Source organism: Cobetia sp. 5-25-4-2 (assembly GCF_013374075.1).
In the GTDB taxonomy this organism is placed as follows: Bacteria; Pseudomonadota; Gammaproteobacteria; order Pseudomonadales; family Halomonadaceae; genus Cobetia; species Cobetia marina.
The window spans coordinates 1-19,009 of sequence record NZ_BLWK01000009.1 but is presented as its reverse complement, the minus strand read 5'-3'; the positions used below and the strand labels follow the sequence as shown (position 1 = coordinate 19,009).

The 19,009-nt window shown below is 60.6% G+C and carries 13 protein-coding genes and 4 tRNA genes; all 17 read right to left on the bottom strand.

Annotated elements, in window-relative coordinates:
- Positions 1 to 18 precede the first annotated feature (18 nt).
- Positions 19 to 489, bottom strand: a complete 471-nt coding sequence (rpsG, locus tag HXS65_RS15530) for a 30S ribosomal protein S7 (protein ID WP_043334878.1) — start codon at positions 487 to 489, stop codon at positions 19 to 21.
- Between the two features lie 101 nt (positions 490 to 590).
- Entirely contained in the window at positions 591 to 965 is a 375-nt protein-coding gene (rpsL, locus tag HXS65_RS15525) for a 30S ribosomal protein S12 (protein ID WP_077373348.1), read from the bottom strand.
- 137 nt (positions 966 to 1,102) lie between these two features.
- Positions 1,103 to 5,344 (bottom strand): DNA-directed RNA polymerase subunit beta', encoded by a 4,242-nt coding sequence (gene rpoC, locus HXS65_RS15520; protein ID WP_077373345.1) that lies wholly within the window; start codon positions 5,342 to 5,344, stop codon positions 1,103 to 1,105.
- An 88-nt stretch (positions 5,345 to 5,432) separates the two neighbouring features.
- Complete coding sequence (gene rpoB, locus HXS65_RS15515) at positions 5,433 to 9,509, bottom strand: DNA-directed RNA polymerase subunit beta (RefSeq protein ID WP_077373342.1); 4,077 nt, start codon at positions 9,507 to 9,509, stop codon at positions 5,433 to 5,435.
- Positions 9,510 to 9,715: 206 nt separating this feature from the next.
- Positions 9,716 to 10,084 (bottom strand): 50S ribosomal protein L7/L12, encoded by a 369-nt coding sequence (gene rplL / locus HXS65_RS15510; protein ID WP_043334886.1) that lies wholly within the window; start codon positions 10,082 to 10,084, stop codon positions 9,716 to 9,718.
- A gap of 92 nt (positions 10,085 to 10,176) precedes the next feature.
- On the bottom strand, positions 10,177 to 10,686 hold the full coding sequence (gene rplJ, locus HXS65_RS15505; protein ID WP_065392618.1) for a 50S ribosomal protein L10: 510 nt from the start codon (positions 10,684 to 10,686) through the stop codon (positions 10,177 to 10,179).
- A gap of 261 nt (positions 10,687 to 10,947) precedes the next feature.
- Positions 10,948 to 11,640, bottom strand: coding sequence for a 50S ribosomal protein L1 (gene rplA, locus HXS65_RS15500; protein ID WP_176494359.1), 693 nt, complete (start codon positions 11,638 to 11,640; stop codon positions 10,948 to 10,950).
- Between the two features lie 2 nt (positions 11,641 to 11,642).
- Entirely contained in the window at positions 11,643 to 12,074 is a 432-nt protein-coding gene (gene rplK / locus HXS65_RS15495) for a 50S ribosomal protein L11 (protein ID WP_043334893.1), read from the bottom strand.
- A 117-nt stretch (positions 12,075 to 12,191) separates the two neighbouring features.
- Entirely contained in the window at positions 12,192 to 12,725 is a 534-nt protein-coding gene (gene nusG / locus HXS65_RS15490) for a transcription termination/antitermination protein NusG (protein ID WP_065392619.1), read from the bottom strand.
- A 10-nt stretch (positions 12,726 to 12,735) separates the two neighbouring features.
- The gene (secE, locus tag HXS65_RS15485; protein ID WP_043334897.1) at positions 12,736 to 13,104 is read right to left on the bottom strand and encodes a preprotein translocase subunit SecE; all 369 of its coding nucleotides are present in this window, start codon (positions 13,102 to 13,104) and stop codon (positions 12,736 to 12,738) included.
- Positions 13,105 to 13,181: 77 nt separating this feature from the next.
- Positions 13,182 to 13,257: transfer RNA gene (locus HXS65_RS15480), tRNA-Trp, on the bottom strand.
- A gap of 163 nt (positions 13,258 to 13,420) precedes the next feature.
- Positions 13,421 to 13,495 (bottom strand) — tRNA-Thr (locus HXS65_RS15475).
- Between the two features lie 35 nt (positions 13,496 to 13,530).
- Positions 13,531 to 13,604 (bottom strand) — tRNA-Gly (locus HXS65_RS15470).
- A gap of 46 nt (positions 13,605 to 13,650) precedes the next feature.
- Positions 13,651 to 13,734: transfer RNA gene (locus tag HXS65_RS15465), tRNA-Tyr, on the bottom strand.
- Positions 13,735 to 13,845: 111 nt separating this feature from the next.
- Complete coding sequence (locus tag HXS65_RS15460; RefSeq protein ID WP_077373339.1) at positions 13,846 to 14,685, bottom strand: type III pantothenate kinase; 840 nt, start codon at positions 14,683 to 14,685, stop codon at positions 13,846 to 13,848.
- A complete protein-coding gene (locus tag HXS65_RS15455; RefSeq protein WP_176494329.1) occupies positions 14,682 to 15,662 on the bottom strand; it encodes a biotin--[acetyl-CoA-carboxylase] ligase in 981 nt (326 codons plus the stop codon). The genes HXS65_RS15460 and HXS65_RS15455 overlap by 4 nt, the downstream gene beginning before the upstream one ends.
- A gap of 91 nt (positions 15,663 to 15,753) precedes the next feature.
- Entirely contained in the window at positions 15,754 to 18,639 is a 2,886-nt protein-coding gene (locus HXS65_RS15450) for a DUF2339 domain-containing protein (protein ID WP_176494328.1), read from the bottom strand.
- Positions 18,640 to 19,009: the final 370 nt, after the last annotated feature.

Genomic DNA, 19,009 nt, shown 5'->3' with positions numbered 1-19,009 from the left:
GGTGAGTATCCCCGTTGTTTAGAAGCGGTAGTGGGAGAAGGCCTTGTTGGCTTCTGCCATGCGGTGCACGTCTTCACGCTTCTTCACAGCAGAACCCTTGCCTTCAGCGGCATCCAGGATCTCGCCAGAGAGGCGCTGCACCATGGTCTTTTCGCCGCGCTTGCGCGCAGCGTCCACCAGCCAACGCATGGCCAGTGCCTGGCGACGGGACGGACGAACTTCGACCGGCACCTGGTAGGTAGCACCACCGACACGACGGGACTTCACCTCAACCATCGGCTGGATGGCTTCCAACGCCTTGTCGAAGAGATCCAGCGGCTCATCATTGGAGCGTTCGGCAACACGGTCGAGGGCACCGTAAACGATGCGCTCGGCTGCAGACTTCTTGCCGCTGATCATCAGGTGGTTCATGAACTTGGCCAGGCGCTCGCTTCCGAACTTCGGATCCGGCAGGATTTCGCGCTTAGCTGCTACACGTCTTCTAGGCATGATAAGCCCTCAGTAGAAGGGTCCTTCAGGTAAACCCGGGATGCCTCGCGATGAACGCGACACCCGACCTTACTCTTATCAGACCGATATTAAACTTTGAATTACGCCTTCGGACGCTTGGCGCCGTACTTGGAACGGCCCTGCTTACGGTTCTGCACGCCAGAGGTATCCAGTGCACCACGAACGGTGTGGTAACGGACACCCGGCAAATCCTTCACACGACCGCCACGGATCAGAACAACAGAGTGTTCCTGAAGGTTGTGACCTTCACCGCCGATGTAGGAAGAGACTTCGAAGCCGTTGGTCAGGCGAACACGGCAGACCTTACGGAGTGCGGAGTTCGGCTTCTTCGGGGTAGTGGTGTATACGCGAGTACACACGCCACGCTTCTGCGGGCATGCCTGCAGCGCAGGGACGTCACTCTTGGACGCCTGACGCTTGCGCGGCTTGCGCACGAGCTGGTTTACGGTTGCCATTTGCTTGCTCCAATGGGTTGTACTGCCTTCCAACAATCGGACAGGATGCACCTGCCCTACTGTTAAAGGCTGCATATTCTAGGGCTTGGGCCACAAGGGCGTCAACCCCGCCGTCGCTGACGGCGGGGCTCAAGACCTCAGAGGTCGTCGTCGTCCGCGTCGAGAGCGGTCAGCTGGGCACCCAGCTCCTGCTCGACGTCCTGTGCCGACGGGGCCGGTGCGAGCGGCAGGCCATCACGACGGCGGCGACGCTCATCGTGATAAGCCAGGCCAGTACCCGCCGGGATCAGGCGACCCACCACGACGTTCTCCTTCAGACCACGGAGATAATCGCGCTTGCCGGTGACAGAGGCTTCGGTCAGAACTCGTGTGGTCTCCTGGAAGGAGGCCGCCGAGATGAACGATTCTGTCGCCAGGCTCGCCTTGGTGATACCGAGCAGGATGCGGTCGAACTTGGCCGGGAACTTGCCTTCGGCCTCGAGACGCATGTTCTCTTCGACGACACGGGCGTATTCCACCTGGTCGCCGGTGATGAAGCTGGAATCGCCGGAATCGGTGATCTCCACCTTGCGCAGCATCTGACGCACGATGACTTCGATGTGCTTGTCGTTGATGCCGACACCCTGGAGGCGATAGACCTCCTGGACTTCGGTGGTGATGTACTTGGTCATTTCCGCGACGCCGAGCAGACGCAGGATATCGTGCGGATTGCTCGGGCCATCGGAGATGACCTCACCCTTCTCGACCGTTTCCCCTTCGAAGACGCTGATCTGGCGCCATTTCGGGATCAACAGCTCGAACGGGTCACCTTCGGCCGGCGTGATGGTCAGGCGACGCTTGCCCTTGGTTTCCTTGCCGAAGGTCACGGTACCGGAGATCTCGGCCAGGATGGCCGGTTCCTTCGGACGACGTGCTTCGAACAGGTCGGCAACGCGCGGCAGACCACCGGTGATGTCCTTGTTACCGGACGCTTCCATCGGGATACGTGCGATGACGTCACCCACACCGACGGCTGCGCCATTCTCGGCGGACACGACGGCATTGCCCGGCAGCAGGTACTGGACCGGCGTGTTGGAGCCCGGCAGTGTCACGTGCTTGCCACTGGAATCCACCAGCATGATCATCGGGCGCTTGTCACGTGCCGCGGACGGACGCGAGGCGCTCTCGATGACTTCGATGGAGGACAGGCCTGTCATCTCGTCGGTGGTACGGTTGATGGTCTGACCATCTTCCATGTCCGTGAACTGCACCTGACCCGCCACTTCGGCGACGATCGGGTGAGTGTGCGGATCCCACTTGGCGACGGACTGACCGGACTCGACCTTGTCACCGTCACGTACGGACAGCTCGGCACCATACGGCAGCTTGTAGAACTCACGCTCACGACCGTGATCGTCAGCGACAGCCAGCGCACTGGAACGCGAGACGACGATCAGCTTGCCATCCGCGCGCTCGACCGACTTGATGTTGTGCAGACGCACGTGGCCGCCGTGCTTGACCTGGACGCTATCCACGGCAGAAGCACGCGAGGCGGCACCACCGATGTGGAAGGTACGCATGGTCAGCTGGGTACCCGGCTCACCGATGGACTGTGCCGCGATGACACCGATGGCTTCACCGACGTTGACCTGATGGCCACGCGCCAGATCACGGCCATAACAGGCCGAGCAGACACCGTGCACGGTTTCACAGCCGATGGTGGTACGCACGATGATCTCATCGACGCCCATGGTATCGAGCTGTGCACACCAGGCTTCATCCAGCAGGGTGCCGCGTGCGATCAGGACCTCATCAGAGACCGGATCGACGACATCCTGTGCCACGACACGACCCAACACACGCTGAGACAGCGGGACGATGATGTCACCGCCTTCGATGACCGGGTGCAGGATCAGACCTTCCTGAGTGCCACAATCCGCTTCGGTGATGACCAGATCCTGGGCAACATCGACCAGACGACGCGTCAGGTAACCGGAGTTGGCGGTCTTCAGTGCCGTATCCGCCAGACCCTTACGGGCACCGTGGGTGGAGATGAAGTACTGGAGTACGTTCAGACCTTCACGGAAGTTGGCGGTGATCGGCGTCTCGATGATCGAGCCATCCGGCTTGGCCATCAGGCCACGCATGCCGGCCAGCTGACGAATCTGGGCCGCGGAACCACGAGCACCGGAGTCAGCCATGATGAAGACGCTGTTGAACGACTCCTGCTCCATCGGCTTGCCGTCTTCGCCGTTGACCACTTCGCCCTTCCAGTTGACGACGGTCTCTTTCGAGATACCCGCCATCATCTCCTTGGCGACACGGTCGTTGGCACGCGCCCAGATATCGATGACCTTGTTGTATTTCTCGCCCGCGGTCACGAGACCGGAGGAGAACTGGTCTTCGATCTCTTTCACTTCGTCTTCGGCCGCGTCGATGATGACCTTCTTCGCGTCCGGAATGACGAAGTCGTTGACGCCGATGGAGGCGCCGGACCAGGTCGCGAGACGGAAGCCGGTGTACATCAGCTGGTCAGCGAAGATGACGGTGTCCTTCAGACCGACGCGACGGTACGCCTCGTTGATCAGACCGGAGATGGCTTTCTTCTTCATCACCTGGTTGATCAGCTCGAACGGCATGCCCTTCGGCAGAATGCGGAACAGCAATGCGCGACCGATGGTGGTGTCGTGCAGGGACGTCTTCTCGTACAGCTCGCCGGATTCTTCATCCTTGAGCGTCTCGGTCAGACGGACCTTGACCATCGCGTGCAGGTGAGCGCTGTGCGTGCCGAAGGCGCGCTCGACTTCACCCAGGTTCGCGAAGGCCATGCCCTCACCCTTGGCACCGATCTTCTCGCGGGTCATGTAGTACAGACCCAGCACGACGTCCTGGGACGGCACGATGATCGGCTCGCCGTTGGCCGGCGACAGCACGTTGTTGGTCGACATCATCAACGCACGCGCTTCCAGCTGGGCTTCCAGCGTCAGCGGTACGTGGACGGCCATCTGGTCACCATCGAAGTCGGCGTTGTACGCCGCGCAGACCAGCGGGTGCAGCTGGATGGCCTTGCCTTCGATCAGCAGCGGCTCGAACGCCTGGATACCCAGACGGTGCAGAGTCGGGGCACGGTTCAGCAGCACCGGGTGCTCGCGGATGACGTCGGCGAGGAAATCCCAGACTTCCGGGGCTTCACGCTCGACCATCTTCTTGGCGGCCTTGATGGTGCTGGCGTGACCGGAGGCCTGCAGCTTGGCGTAGATGAACGGCTTGAACAGCTCAAGCGCCATCTTCTTCGGCAGACCACACTGGTGCAGACGCAGGGTCGGGCCGACGGTGATGACGGAACGACCGGAGTAGTCGACACGCTTGCCCAGCAGGTTCTGACGGAAACGACCCTGCTTGCCCTTGATCATGTCGGCCAGTGACTTCAGCGGACGCTTGTTGGAACCGGTGATGGCGCGACCGCGACGACCGTTGTCGAGCAGAGCATCCACGGATTCCTGAAGCATGCGCTTCTCGTTGCGCACGATGATGTCCGGCGCATTGAGGTCGAGCAGACGCTTGAGGCGGTTGTTGCGGTTGATCACGCGGCGATACAGATCGTTCAGATCCGAGGTCGCGAAGCGGCCGCCGTCCAGCGGTACCAGCGGACGCAGGTCCGGCGGCAGCACTGGCAGCACTTCCATGATCATCCAGCCCGGCTTGTTGCCGGAATAGTAGAAGGCTTCCAGCAGCTTGAGGCGCTTGGACAGCTTCTTGATCTTGGTCTCGGAGTTGGTCTGCGGAATCTCTTCGCGCAGGCGCTCGACCTCTTCTTCCAGCTCGATGTCCTCGAGCAGCGCCTTGATGGCCTCGGCACCCATGCGGGCATCGAAGTCATCGCCGAATTCTTCCAGCGCCTCGAAGTACTGCTCATCGTTGAGCAGATGACCCTTCTCGAGGGTCGTCATGCCCGGATCGATGACCACGAAGCTTTCGAAGTACAGCACACGCTCGATATCACGCAGAGTCATGTCGAGCAGCATGCCGATACGGGACGGCAGCGACTTCAGGAACCAGATGTGCGCGACCGGGCTGGCCAGTTCGATGTGAGCCATACGCTCACGACGCACTGCCGCCTTGGTCACTTCAACGCCACACTTCTCACAGATGATGCCACGATGCTTCATCCGCTTGTACTTGCCACACAGGCACTCGTAGTCCTTCACCGGGCCAAAGATCTTGGCACAGAAAAGACCATCACGTTCCGGCTTGAATGTCCGGTAGTTGATGGTTTCAGGCTTCTTCACTTCACCAAAAGACCACGAGCGAATCATGTCCGGAGACGCCAGGGTAATCTTGATGGCGTCGAATTCTTCGGACTGCGCCTGCGATTTGAGAACTTTCACCAAATCTTTCATGGGTCGCTCCGTTGCGGAGTTGTCATGGGCAAAGCCTGGCTGCTGACACCAGGCTTTGCGGACCGTCAATACTTGTGGCTTTTCGGCGTCAGCCTTCCAGCTCCATGTCGATACCCAGCGAGCGGATTTCCTTCACCAGCACGTTGAAGGATTCGGGCATGCCCGCCTGCATGGTGTGATCGCCATCTACGATGCTCTTGTACATCTTGGTACGGCCTTCCACGTCATCGGACTTGACCGTGAGCATCTCCTGGAGGGTGTAGGCAGCGCCGTACGCCTCGAGGGCCCAGACCTCCATCTCACCGAAGCGCTGACCACCAAACTGCGCCTTACCACCCAGCGGCTGCTGCGTGACGAGGGAGTAGGAGCCGGTCGAACGCGCATGCATCTTGTCATCCACCAGGTGGTTGAGCTTGAGCATGTACATGTAACCGACGGTCACCTTGCGATCGAACTTCTCGCCGGTGCGGCCATCGTAGAGGTCCATCTGTCCGGAATCGGGGATACCGGCCAGCGTGAGCAACTGCTTGATCTCGTGTTCCTTGGCGCCATCGAAGACCGGCGTCGCCATCGGCACGCCCTTCTTCAGGTTGTGCGCCATGGTGATGATCTCGTCATCGCTGAGCACGGAGAGGTCTTCCTGACGGCCACCGACGGTGTTGTACACCTTGTCGAGGAACTCGCGGATCTGCTTGACCTGCTCGGCACGCTCTTCGCGCAGCATGTGCTCGATCTTCACGCCCAGACCACGCGCGGCCATGCCGAGGTGGGTCTCGAGGATCTGACCGACGTTCATGCGCGACGGAACACCCAGCGGGTTCAGCACGACATCTACCGGCTCGCCGTAACCATCGAACGGCATGTCTTCCACCGGCATGATCGCGGAGATGACACCCTTGTTACCGTGACGACCGGCCATCTTGTCACCCGGCTGGATACGGCGCTTCACGGCGACGTATACCTTGACGATCTTGAGCACGCCCGGTGCCAGATCATCGCCCTGGGTGAGCTTGCGCTTCTTGTCTTCGAAGCGCTCGTCCATCTCGCGACGACGGATCTCGAGCTGCTCATCGGCCTGGGCTAGCAGCTCATTGAGAGATTCGTCCTGCAGACGCAGCTTGAACCACTCCTGACGCGGCAGGGCCTCGAGGTAGTCATCGGTCAGCACGTCGCCCTTCTTGAGCTTCGGACCACCGTTGACCGCCTGACCGACCAGGTTGCGCTGCAGACGCTCGAAGGTCGCCTCTTCCGCGATGCGGTAGGTTTCCTGCAGGTCCTTGCGGACCTCGGCCAGCTGCATCTGCTCGATGGAAAGCGCACGCTGATCCTTCTCGACGCCGTCACGGGTGAAGACCTGAACGTCGATGACGGTAGCCTTCATGCCGGTCGGGGCACGCAGAGAGGTGTCCTTCACGTCGGACGCCTTCTCGCCGAAGATGGCACGCAGCAGCTTCTCTTCCGGCGTCAGCTGGGTCTCGCCCTTCGGCGTGACCTTGCCGACCAGGATGTCGCCCGGGTTCAGCTCGGCACCGATGTAGACGACACCGGACTCATCCAGCTTGGAGAGTGCGGACTCGCCGACGTTCGGGATATCGGACGTGATTTCTTCCGGCCCGAGCTTGGTGTCACGCGCGACACAGGTCAGTTCCTGGATGTGGATGGTGGTGAAGCGATCTTCCTGCACCACACGCTCCGAGAACAGGATGGAGTCCTCGAAGTTGAAGCCGTTCCAGGGCATGAACGCCAGACGCATGTTCTGACCCAGTGCCAGATCCCCCATGTCGACGGACGGGCCGTCGGCCAGGATATCGCCGATGGCGACTTCGTCGCCCGGGCGCACGATCGGACGCTGGTTCTGACAGGTGTTCTGGTTCGAGCGGACGTACTTGGTCAGGTTGTAGATATCAACGCCGGCTTCACCGCCGATGATCTCTTCTTCCCGCACACGCACGACGATACGCTTGGCATCGACGGAGTCGATGACGCCGCCACGACGTGCCACGGCGCAGACGCCGGAGTCACGCGCCACGAAGCGCTCCATGCCGGTACCGACCAGCGGCTTGTCAGCCTTCAGGGTCGGAACGGCCTGACGCTGCATGTTCGCACCCATCAGGGCGCGGTTGGCATCATCGTGCTCGAGGAACGGGATCAATGCCGCAGCGACGGAGACGACCTGACGCGGAGACACGTCCATCATGGTGACCTTTTCCGGCGCCATGAAGGTAGTCTCGCCGCGGTGACGTACCTGAACCAGGTCGTCGACCAGACGGTTGTTCTCGTCGACGGTCGCGGAGGCCTGGGCGATGATGAAATCGCCTTCCTCGATCGCGGACAGATCGACGACGTCGTCGGTGACCTGACAATCCACGACCTTGCGGTACGGCGTCTCGAGGAAGCCATAGCTGTTGGTCTTGGAGTAGGTCGCCAAGGAGTTGATCAGACCGATGTTCGGGCCTTCCGGCGTCTCGATCGGGCACAGACGGCCGTAGTGCGTGGCGTGAACGTCACGAACTTCGAAGCCGGCGCGCTCACGGGTCAGACCACCCGGACCAAGCGCGGAGACACGGCGCTTGTGCGTCACTTCGGACAGCGGGTTGTTCTGATCCATGAACTGGGAGAGCTGGCTGGAACCGAAGAATTCCTTCACCGCCGCCGCAACCGGCTTGGCGTTGATGAGATCCTGCGGCATCAGGCCTTCGCTCTCGGCCATGGAGAGACGCTCCTTGACCGCACGCTCGACACGGACCAGACCGACACGGAACTGGTTTTCCGCCATTTCGCCCACAGAGCGAATACGACGGTTGCCCAGGTGGTCGATGTCATCGACATCGCCATTGCCGTTACGGATGCTGATCAGTTCCTGCATGACGGTCAGGATATCGTCCTGATCGAGCACGCCGCTGCCGGTATCGCTTTCGCGACGCAGGCGACGGTTGAACTTCATGCGACCCACGCCCGACAGGTCGTAGCGGTCTTCGCTGAAGAACAGGTTCTGGAACAGTGATTCTGCCGCGTCCTTGGTGGGCGGCTCGCCCGGACGCATCATGCGGTAGATCTCGACCAGTGCCTCGAGCTGGTTACGCGTGGTATCCAGCTTCAATGTGTCAGACACGAACGGACCGCAATCCAGATCGTTGGTGTAGATGACCTCGAACTGGGTGATCTTGGCCTGAGCCATCTTCTCCAGCAGTTCCGGGGTGATCTCGCTGTTGCATTCGCACACCAGCTCACCGGTGGCCGGATCGATCTGATCCTTGGCCAGCACCTTGCCGTAGAGGTACTCCATCGGCACTTCGAGACGCTCGAGGCCGGAGTTTTCCATCTGACGGACGTGCTTCTGGGTGATGCGACGACCTTCTTCCACGATCACGCTGCCATCGGCATCCTTGATGTCGAAGGCGGCAGTCTCGCCACGCAGGCGTGACGGCACCAGCTCAACGGAGAAGCCGCTGCGCTCGATGTGGTACATGGTGGTATCGAAGAAGGTACCGAGGATCTCTTCGCTGGTCATGCCCATGGCACGCAGCAGCACGGAGGCCGGCAGCTTGCGACGACGGTCGATACGGACGTAGACGTTGTCCTTCGGGTCAAACTCGAAGTCCAGCCAGGAACCGCGGTAAGGAATCACACGTGCGGAGTACAGCAACTTGCCGGACGAGTGGCTCTTGCCCTTGTCGTGATCGAAGAACACACCCGGCGAGCGATGCAGCTGAGACACGATGACACGTTCAGTACCATTGATGACGAAGGTACCGTTCTCTGTCATCAGGGGGATTTCCCCCATGTAGACTTCCTGCTCCTTGATGTCCTTGATCGCCTTGTTGGACGATTCCTTGTCGTAGATCATCAGGCGCACTTTCACGCGCAGCGGTGCAGAGTAGGTCACTCCGCGCAGCTGACATTCCTTTACGTCGAACGCCGGCGTACCGAAACGGTAGCTGACATACTCGAGCGCTGCGTTGCCAGAGAAACTGGCAATCGGGAACACGGACTTGAAGGCAGCGTGAAGGCCGACTTCCAGGCGCTGTTCTGGCGCCCTGTCCTGCTGGAGAAAGTCGTGGTAGGAATCAAGCTGGATGGCCAGCAGGTAAGGCACATCCATCACTTGGGGCAGTTTGCCAAAATCCTTGCGGATGCGTTTTTTCTCAGTGTATGAGTAAGCCATCTGTATTCCCCAGCTTGTTCACCTTGGGTGACCGATGCGTGGTCGGCTCATACCTGATGGCGCGGCGATGTCCATCAGGCGCGGACGGCAAGCCTCCCTTGCGGGCTGGCTCGCCGTCATAATTCGTCTTGCAACAGAAAAAGGCTGGTGGCGGAGTCCGCCACCAGCCAGGAAGCTTACGCAGCGTGCGTAGCCTGGAACACGAGTTACTTGAGTTCCACGGACGCGCCAGCTTCTTCCAGCTTCTTCTTCGCTTCTTCAGCGTCTTCCTTGCTCACGCCTTCTTTCAGGGTGGCCGGAGCGCCGTCAACAGCTGCCTTGGCTTCTTTCAGGCCCAGGCCAGTCAGTTCGCGAACAGCCTTGATGACGTTGACTTTCTTGTCACCAGCAGCAGTCAGAACGATGTCGAACTCGGTCTGTTCTTCAGCGGCTTCACCTGCAGCGGCCGGGCCAGCAACGACGGCGGCAGCGGCAGAAACGCCGAACTTCTCTTCCATTGCTTCGATCAGCTCAGCCACTTCCATGACGGTCATGTCAGCGACGGCGTTGATGATGTCTTCTTTGGTCAGTGCCATTTTAGCAATCCTAAACTTTGCGGAGCAAAGATGCTCGGTCAAACGGAAATCGATTCAGGCTGCACGAGACAGCCAGGAGGAAGAAGCGACGCTTACGCGGCGGCTTCGGCTTCCTGCTTCTGATCGCGCAGTGCTGCGATAGTACGGACCAGCTTGCCTGCAGAAGCTTCCTTCATGACAGACAGCAGCTTGGACAGTGCTTCGTCGCGGGTCGGCAGAGATGCCAGACGGTCGATGTTGGCCGCCGGGATGAACTCGCCTTCGTAGGCCAGTGCCTTGACTTCGAATGCCTCGACCTTCTTGGCAAATTCCTTGAACAGACGAGCGCCAGCGCCCGGGTGTTCCATGGAGAATGCAAGCAGGGTCGGGCCGACGAAGGACTCGTTCAGCACCTCATAAGAGGTACCGGACAGCGCACGGCGAGCCAGGGTGTTGCGAACAACACGCAGCTGGACGCCCGCTTCGCGGCACTGCTTGCGCAATTCGGTCATTGCGCCAACAGTTACACCACGAGAGTCGGCAGCGACTACGGAGAGAGCACCCTTGGCGGTTTCGCTGACCTCAGCAACAATTGCCTTCTTGTCTTCGAGACCTAAAGCCACGGTGTTGACTCCATTTCGTGCCGGGGAACGAATTCCCCAGTGGTTTACCATCTCTCTCACCTGAACTGCGCGGGAGAGTCTTGGAGGATGGCTGCCACCAGCGAGGCTGGGACACCATCTGCGCAGGCTGCGCGCGATGCAGGCATCACGTCACGATTAAGCCAGCCCTGCCACCGAAGCGACAAGGCTGGCACCTGCGGTCTTTGACGGCGCCCCGCGGCTGAGCACGGGGACCGCAAAGTGAAACATTCTGTGACTGCCTTACGCGTACTTGGCGTGATCGACGGTCAGACCCGGGCCCATGGTGCTGGACAGGGTGATCTTCTTCAGGTAGATACCTTTGGAAGTGCTCGGCTTCAGCTTCTTCACTTCGGCGACCAGGGCGTCGATGTTACCCTGAATCGCGTCTGCACTGAAGTCGATCTTGCCGATACCGGCGTGAATGATACCGTTCTTGTCAGTACGGAAACGCACCTGACCTGCCTTGGCATTCTTCACGGCAGTCGCGACGTCCGGCGTCACGGTACCGACTTTCGGGTTCGGCATCAGGCCGCGCGGGCCGAGGATCTGACCCAGCTGACCGACGACGCGCATGGCGTCCGGAGAAGCGATGACGACGTCGAAGTCCATCACGCCTTTCTTGACCTGCTCAGCAAGATCGTCCATGCCGACGACGTCTGCACCGGCTTCCTTCGCTGCTTCAGCGTTGGCGCCCTGGGTGAAGACAGCGACACGCACGTCGTTACCGGTGCCGTTCGGCATGACGGTAGCGCCGCGAACGACCTGGTCGGATTTACGCGGATCGACACCCAGGTTCAGAGAGACTTCAACAGTCTCCTTGAACTTGACGGTGGACAGCTCGGACAGCAGGGCGACAGCTTCTTCGACGCTGTAGACCTTGCCGGTTTCGACTTTTGCGTTGATCGCCTGGGCGCGCTTTGAAATCTTGGCCATGATCAAAGACCCTCCACGTTCAGGCCCATGCTACGGGCAGTACCGGCGATGGTGCGAACAGCAGCGTCCAGATTGGAAGCTGTCAGATCCGGTTCCTTGGTGGTCGCGATCTCTTCGAGCTGAGCGCGAGTCACGGTACCGACCTTCTTCTTGTTCGGCTCGCCAGAACCGGACTTCAGACCAGCAGCCTTCAGCAGCAGGACGGCGGCAGGCGGCGTCTTGGTGACGAAGGTGAAGCTGCGGTCGGAATACACGGTGATGACCACAGGAGTCGGGAGGCCCGGCTCGACGTTCTGGGTAGCGGCGTTGAACGCTTTACAGAACTCCATGATGTTGACACCGTGCTGACCGAGGGCAGGACCCACGGGCGGGCTCGGGTTAGCTTTACCGGCTGCGACCTGCAGCTTGATGTAAGCCTGTACTTTCTTGGCCATGATAGGACTCCATTTTGGGTGGTAGCGCCTTGCGGCTCCCCGTGAAACCGGGCCGCCTCAGGCGACCCGTCGTGTTGCCGTGATGCTCGTATCCAGACAGGAAAGGTGATCCAGAGATCAGTCCTTCTCGACCTGCGAGAACTCGAGCTCCACTGGCGTGGCACGCCCGAAGATCAGCACGCTGACCTGCAGACGGCTCTTTTCGTAATTCACTTCTTCGACGACGCCATTGAAATCGGCGAAAGGACCGTCGGTGACGCGCACTGTCTCGCCCGGCTCGAAGAGAGTCTTCGGACGCGGCTTGTCAGTACCGTCCTGAACGCGACGCAACATGGCGTCGGCTTCTTTCTGGGTGATCGCAGCCGGCTTCTCCGGCGTGCCACCGATGAACCCCATGACGCGCGGGGTTTCATTCACCAGGTGCCAGGACTGATCATTCATGTCCATCTCGACCAGCACGTAGCCTGGATAGAACTTGCGCTCACTCTTGCGGCGCTTGCCGTCACGCATCTCGACGATTTCTTCCACAGGCACCAGGATCTCACCGAAGTGTTCTTCCATGGCATACAGCTTCACACGCTCATTCAGGGAGCGCATGACCTGCTTTTCGAAACCGGAATAGGCGTGTATGACGTACCAACGCTTGGACATGGAAACTCCGTTAACTGACGATGCCGGACATCAGCCAGCCGAGGGTGGTATCGATGAGCCATAGCAACAGGCCCACGATAAGCACGGCACCCAGCACGATGGCAGTTGTCTGGACAGTTTCCTGTCGGGTCGGCCAAACGACGCGCTGGATCTCGCGGCGCGCACTGCTTGCCAGCTCGACGACATCACGACCCTTGTTGGTCGTGATGGCCAGAGCAGCCGCTGCAACGCCAAGCACGACGACGCCAAGCACGCGATAAAGCAGCGCTTGGTCAGCAAAATAGGCGTTGCCGGCAACAGCCAGCACAAGAAGAATGACAACGACCGACCACTTGAATCCGTCGTGGCGCGCTTCCTGCACCTCGGCGTTCTGTTTCATCAAAGAGACTCCTCAAGGGTGCAGCGATCGCTAGAATCGAGAATCGGTAAGAAGTCGAATACCATCCTGGGGAAGGATGGCAGGCCAGGAGGGAATCGAACCCCCAACCTGCGGTTTTGGAGACCGCTGCTCTGCCAATTGAGCTACTGGCCTGTAACACTTGCGTGTTCCAGAGACTAAAAACAAGGCTGAATTAACAGCGGGCGCCATCATAGCTGAGACAACCCATACTGACAAGCCTTATCTTTGACCGCGACCTGGGAGGTCGTCGGAAACGAAAAAGACGAGCCAAACTGCGACTCGCCTTTCCGTTGTATGGAGCTCGTGGGCGGATTTGAACCGCCGACCTCACCCTTACCAAGGGTGTGCTCTACCCCTGAGCTACACGAGCAAAACCTTTGCGCAATCTCGTCAGACGAGATGAACTGGAGCGGGCAGCGGGAATCGAACCCGCGTCATCAGCTTGGAAGGCTGAGGTTCTACCATTAAACTATGCCCGCTTTCCAACTCTTGCTGCCCAGATGAACATGCCATCATGAGCGAATCTGGTGGTGGGGGAAGGATTCGAACCTTCGAAGCTTTCGCGGCAGATTTACAGTCTGCTCCCTTTGGCCACTCGGGAACCCCACCTCTTCTATGGCGACAAATCTTACGTCGCTTGGGATACGCTGTCAAGTGCTTGATTTCTTTTGACTTCAAGCGCTTGAGGGAATGTATCTCCTCAGAACGGGGCGTAGTATGTCAAAGCATCTGGGTAAGTGCAAGCCCTGAGCGAAGTTTTTCCAGATCAGCAACGCGCGGCTGCTCCGGCGCGCCTGACAGGCGTCCGGCACGCTCCGCCGCTGTCAGCGGGAAAAGCGCCTCGAGACCGGCATAGACCATGTCCGGCCATAATGCATGAGGAACCCGCAGGCCTCTCGCTACCACGCGTGCATCCCCTCCGGTCAGCAACAGCGGCAGCGCGACCCCCTCACGATCACACACCTCGGCATACAACCGATTGACGGCACTGACCGCCGCCATGTAGATCCCGTGATTGACCGCCTCCACCGTATTGCGTCCCGGCGCCAGCAGGCTGTCCACCTCACTGTCCGGGTCGATGGCCACGTTGCGCGTCCCCAGCTTGAGACTCTCCTTCATCAGGCGCAGCCCGGGAATGATATAGCCCCCGAGATGCTTCCCGCCCGGCAACACGAAGTCCACGGTAATGGCGCTTCCACAGTCCACACTGCAACATCCGCCGGTCAGATGATGCCCGGCAAGCGCGCCAAGCCAGCGATCCACCCCCAATCGCTGCGGCTCTTCATACCCGCAGGTGACCCCCAGCGCCTCACGTGTCGAGCGTGCCACATGCACTGCCCCGACCTGCTTGCGCAGCAGCTCGACGGTCTCATCCAATACCTGCTTGCGCGCCACGCTGGAAATGCGCACTGCCGTGACGACGTCCAGATCGGGAATATCCTCCCCTGGACGCCACTCTTCACGTGTCCATACTGCGCCGCGTGAGCGGATCTCGCTGGAGACAGTGTCCTTGAGACGCCACTTGGACAAGGTGTTGCCGATATCAAGATCCAGAATCATGAGACAGCGCGCAGACTGATCTCGCCACCGGCGAGTGTGATGGTTTCGCCATTCATGCGCACCTCGAGATTTCCGTTGATATCCACACCTTCAGCGATGGCTTCCTCCCGCTTGTCGCCTCGCAGAATCACCACATCGCGCCCCTTGAACGCATTGCGCTCATTCCAGCGCTGCTGCCAGGCAGAGAACCCTTCAGCTTCGAACTCAGGCAACAGGGCCAGCAGCGACTCCATCAGGCGAGCCGCATAAGCGTTGCGTGAAGCGCCCGGGATGATGTCACGTACCGCCGCGACCGATTGCCCGATATCCTCGCGATGACTCGCCGGCAACTCGATGTTCAACCCGATACCGATCACGACATCACAAGGCCCGGAGACATCACCTGTCACCTCGACCAGAATGCCGGCAATCTTCGGCTGGTCCTTCTGTATCTGAAGCAGGACGTCATTCGGCCACTTCAGGCGCGCAGGCAACCCATCCGCCTCCAGCACCTCGGCGACTACCACGCCGATCGCCAGGCTCAAGCCTTCCAGTGACGCGGCACCTGACTCGAAGCGCCAACCAAGTGAGAAGACCAGGCTGCGGCCCCATGGCGTCTGCCACTCGCGACCACGACGACCCCGCCCGGCAGACTGCACCTCAGCCAGGCAGACCTCTGCATGACCCGCTCCCTGGCGAAAGCGCTCACGGATGAAGGTATTGGTGGAATCCAGCGATTCCTCGATGAACAGGCGCTTCAGATGCTTGCGAGTCTCGCGTGGCAGCGCTTCGATGATCCGCTGTCCATCAAGCAACTCGATAGGGTTGGCCAGTCGATAGCCCAACCCCTTCACAGCCTCAAGCGGGATATCAAGCGCCTCAAGTTTCTTGAGCTGCTTCCAGACCGCCGTACGCGACACCCCGAGCTCTTCGCCCAGGGCCTCTCCGGAGTGGTAGTCACCATCTCCGAGCAGGCGAATGAGATCACGGATGGTCATGCGGGGAGCGTCCCTGTGCAAAAGGGCACATTCTATCGGATTCATGGGCTTGCGAGCCAAGAACAACGACCAAAGTTCGGGGGCTTTTCACTCATTCCTGCTCCTCCCTTCGCGTACCGGCCCCTGCCAGGCGCTTGAATAACGCTGACAGCAGCATCAGCACGGTTCCAAGCCCGAGCCATGACCCCACTCGCCACAGGCCATCCAGAGTCGCCGTGTCCCAGAGTCCGACCTTGAGAATCGTCACGACCAACAGCCCCTGTCCGACGCGCTGCCAGTGCGGTTGCCCCATTCTGGCACCGCCGATCACGAGACTCGCCGCAATGGCCAGCAAGGCGAGACTATAGGCATAAAGCTCCGCCTGCTCGACCCCGTGCCAGAGCCCGAGCGCCCCACCATGCCAGACATGGCGCAAGCTGAGCCCGATCCATAGCCCGACAGCCAGCAGCCCCACCACCTCGCAGAGACGACGCAGCAAGGCAGCATGCCGCGAAAGACGCCATACCAGGGCGGCTCCCAGCGCCGGCAGCGCATAAGCGGGCAATAGCCAGTTCAACAATGGCCAGCGACCGACATCACCGTCCTGCCACAGCGGATTGAATGCCAGCACGATGCCGGCAAGCCAGATGATTCCTGCCAGGCCGCCCACGACGGAGGCCAGCAGGCGGTATAGCGCGACATTCGTCGCCGAACCACGCCCGCGCCAGGCATAGCCCGCCGCCACACCAGCGAGCGCCAACACCTGCAGGGAGAGTTCCGCCAGTGAAAGAGGGCCGGAGAAAGGCTGACCGTCTGTCAGCAGATAACGAATCTCCAGCACTGTCGTGGCGAGCGCAAGCTGAACCACGACCCCTTCCAGCCAGCGCTGGATAGACTTGCGGTGTCGCATGCCATGACTGCTGAGGGCGACACAGACAAGCACCGGCAGAAAGACCTGCAACGGCCAGTGACTGATGTCGTCATACGTGCCAGTGACGACACCCCAGGCCAGACGCAGGGCCACCCCCCAGGCAAGCAGGCGCGCCAACTCGGCAAACAGGGAGCGTCCGGCGCCATCCTCATCAGCCTGGAGTCGCCACCAACGCCACTCACACCCCGTCAACCCAAGCAGTTGCAATGCCAACGCCAATGTCAGCGATGGTCCATCAAGCGCGATCACCAGCGCCAGCGCAATCCCGAATTGAGCGGGCAGCCACAAGCCGGCAGCCAGACGCACTCCTTCTCGCGAATGGAAACGGTTGGCGCCAACCCAACATACCAGCCCCCAGATCAAGGGTGGCATGGCGGTGTTCAGCCATGGGGCCGCTCCACCCCCCGCCTCGACAGGGATGGTGCCGTTCCAGACGGCCAGCCCCCACGCGACCAGCGGTACCAGAGTCGCCATGGCCCACCAGCAGGCAGACAGCATGTGCGCCTGCTTGGCAGGTGCCTGCGAGGCCTGCGGTTTCCAGCAGGCAAGGCCAACCAATCCAACACACAGCGCCATCGGCCCTGTCATCACCCAGATCCCGCTCGCCGTCAGTGGGCCCCATCCCCATGCCAACAACCAGAACGCTACCGCCCCCACCATCATCGACCAGCTAGCCGCCATGTGTCGTGCGGTCCATCCCGTGACCCACAGCAGCAGGACACTCGGCAACCAGTCACCGGGCGCGATGTCATTGGCAGCCTCCAGCCCCCCTACATGGGGCAGCAACAGGCTCATGGCATTGACGGCCCCCAGCAGCAGACCCGCGATCCAATGACGCTGCACCTGCGGGGAGGCACGCCATGGCCACCAGGGCATGGCCTCCCCCGTGGCACTCACGCCACCCTGCGCGCCATCTGCCACCACCTGGCCTTCGGATCGTCCAGACTCGTCTCGCCAGGTATGGAGGTACGCAATAGCCAACAGGCACAACCAGAGAGCCGCAAGACCGCGCTCCAGCTCGCCTGAGACAGGTCGCAGGTCAACAGTTCCCGCCTCCAGGGGGAGCAGCGCCATCCACCATAGCAAGGCACCGCACAATCCCCCCCAATACAGCCAGTTCAGTCCGATCTTCCGGTGCAGAAGGCGGCATGCCAGGGCGATGACCCCTAGATGCCCCAGCAGCATCAGGCTGGCGGCTCCTCCCAACTGTGCCTGAAGGGGCAAGGCAAGCGGGAGGGCGTAACCACCTAGCATGCCCAGCGCGGCCAGCCATGGGCCATGATGGCGGGCACGCTCCAGCGTCCACAGACTCAGCAGAGCCAACAGCACGAAGGTGACGAGTGGAGAAGCCAACGACAGCAGGTAGTGACCGGCCAATAGACTTGCTGCGGTGACCAGACTTCCCGCACCGCTCACGGCTCCGGTCAAGCTGGGAGATTGCGTCGTGCGCCAACGTAGCCATTCAGCCAGCACGATCATGCCGATACCGAAGCCCAGTCCCAGCGCCAGTCGCATGCCCGGCCCCAGCAGCCCCTGCTCAAGGGAGTAACCCACCAGCATCACGCCCGCCATGACCAGAGACAGGGCACCGACAAGTATCATCCAGTGCTCGCGCATTACCGCGAAGCTCCGCGCCATGGGGGTGCCACCGGCGCGCTCCGTGCTGCCGGTCTCACGCCCCTCACCCCTGGGCCTGCCAGACGCGCCATGCAGCAAGCGTGTCCATAGCGACTCGAGCAGCTTCACGGGAGCGGCGCCTGCATCCGCATCCGTCTGATGAGAGGATGCCTCGTCAATAGGACTTCGGCTCGCTGCGGCCTTCTTCCCATCAGGTGACAAGCCCCCCTCGGCATCGTCAGTCGTGGTAGAGCCATCATTCGACTTATCCACACCCTGACGCCTGGAGGTGCTGTGTATAAGCTGTGGCCCGACCTCTCGCAGCTGTGCTTCCAGCTTGAGAACACGCTGCTCCAGCCCCTTGATCTTGAGCAGACTGAGCCAACCCGTCAGCGCCCCACCGATGACCAGAACCGCAAACACGGCACCGACCACGATCAACTCGTCCATTGCCTTCCCTGTCATCAAAAAGATATGCCTAAAGACTACGGCATTTTGATCGTCGGCTCATGCCACGAGGGGCAAAGCACCGTCTTTGCACAATCAAGGTCAACCCACGAAAAAGCCCGACTCCAGGAGGAATCGGGCTTCACGTCGAGGCGACAGGGACAGAACTCTCGTATGGATGACTCAGCGGGGTGCACGCCACCCCGATCTGCATATCACTTTCCTGCGCACCACTTTTTCCTACGCACAAAGAGAACCGCCCCTGCAGCTGGGCTGCAGGGGCGGTTCAGTATAAGTGCCTGACGATGACCTACTCTCACATGGAGAAACTCCACACTACCATCGGCGCTAAGCGGTTTCACTTCCGAGTTCG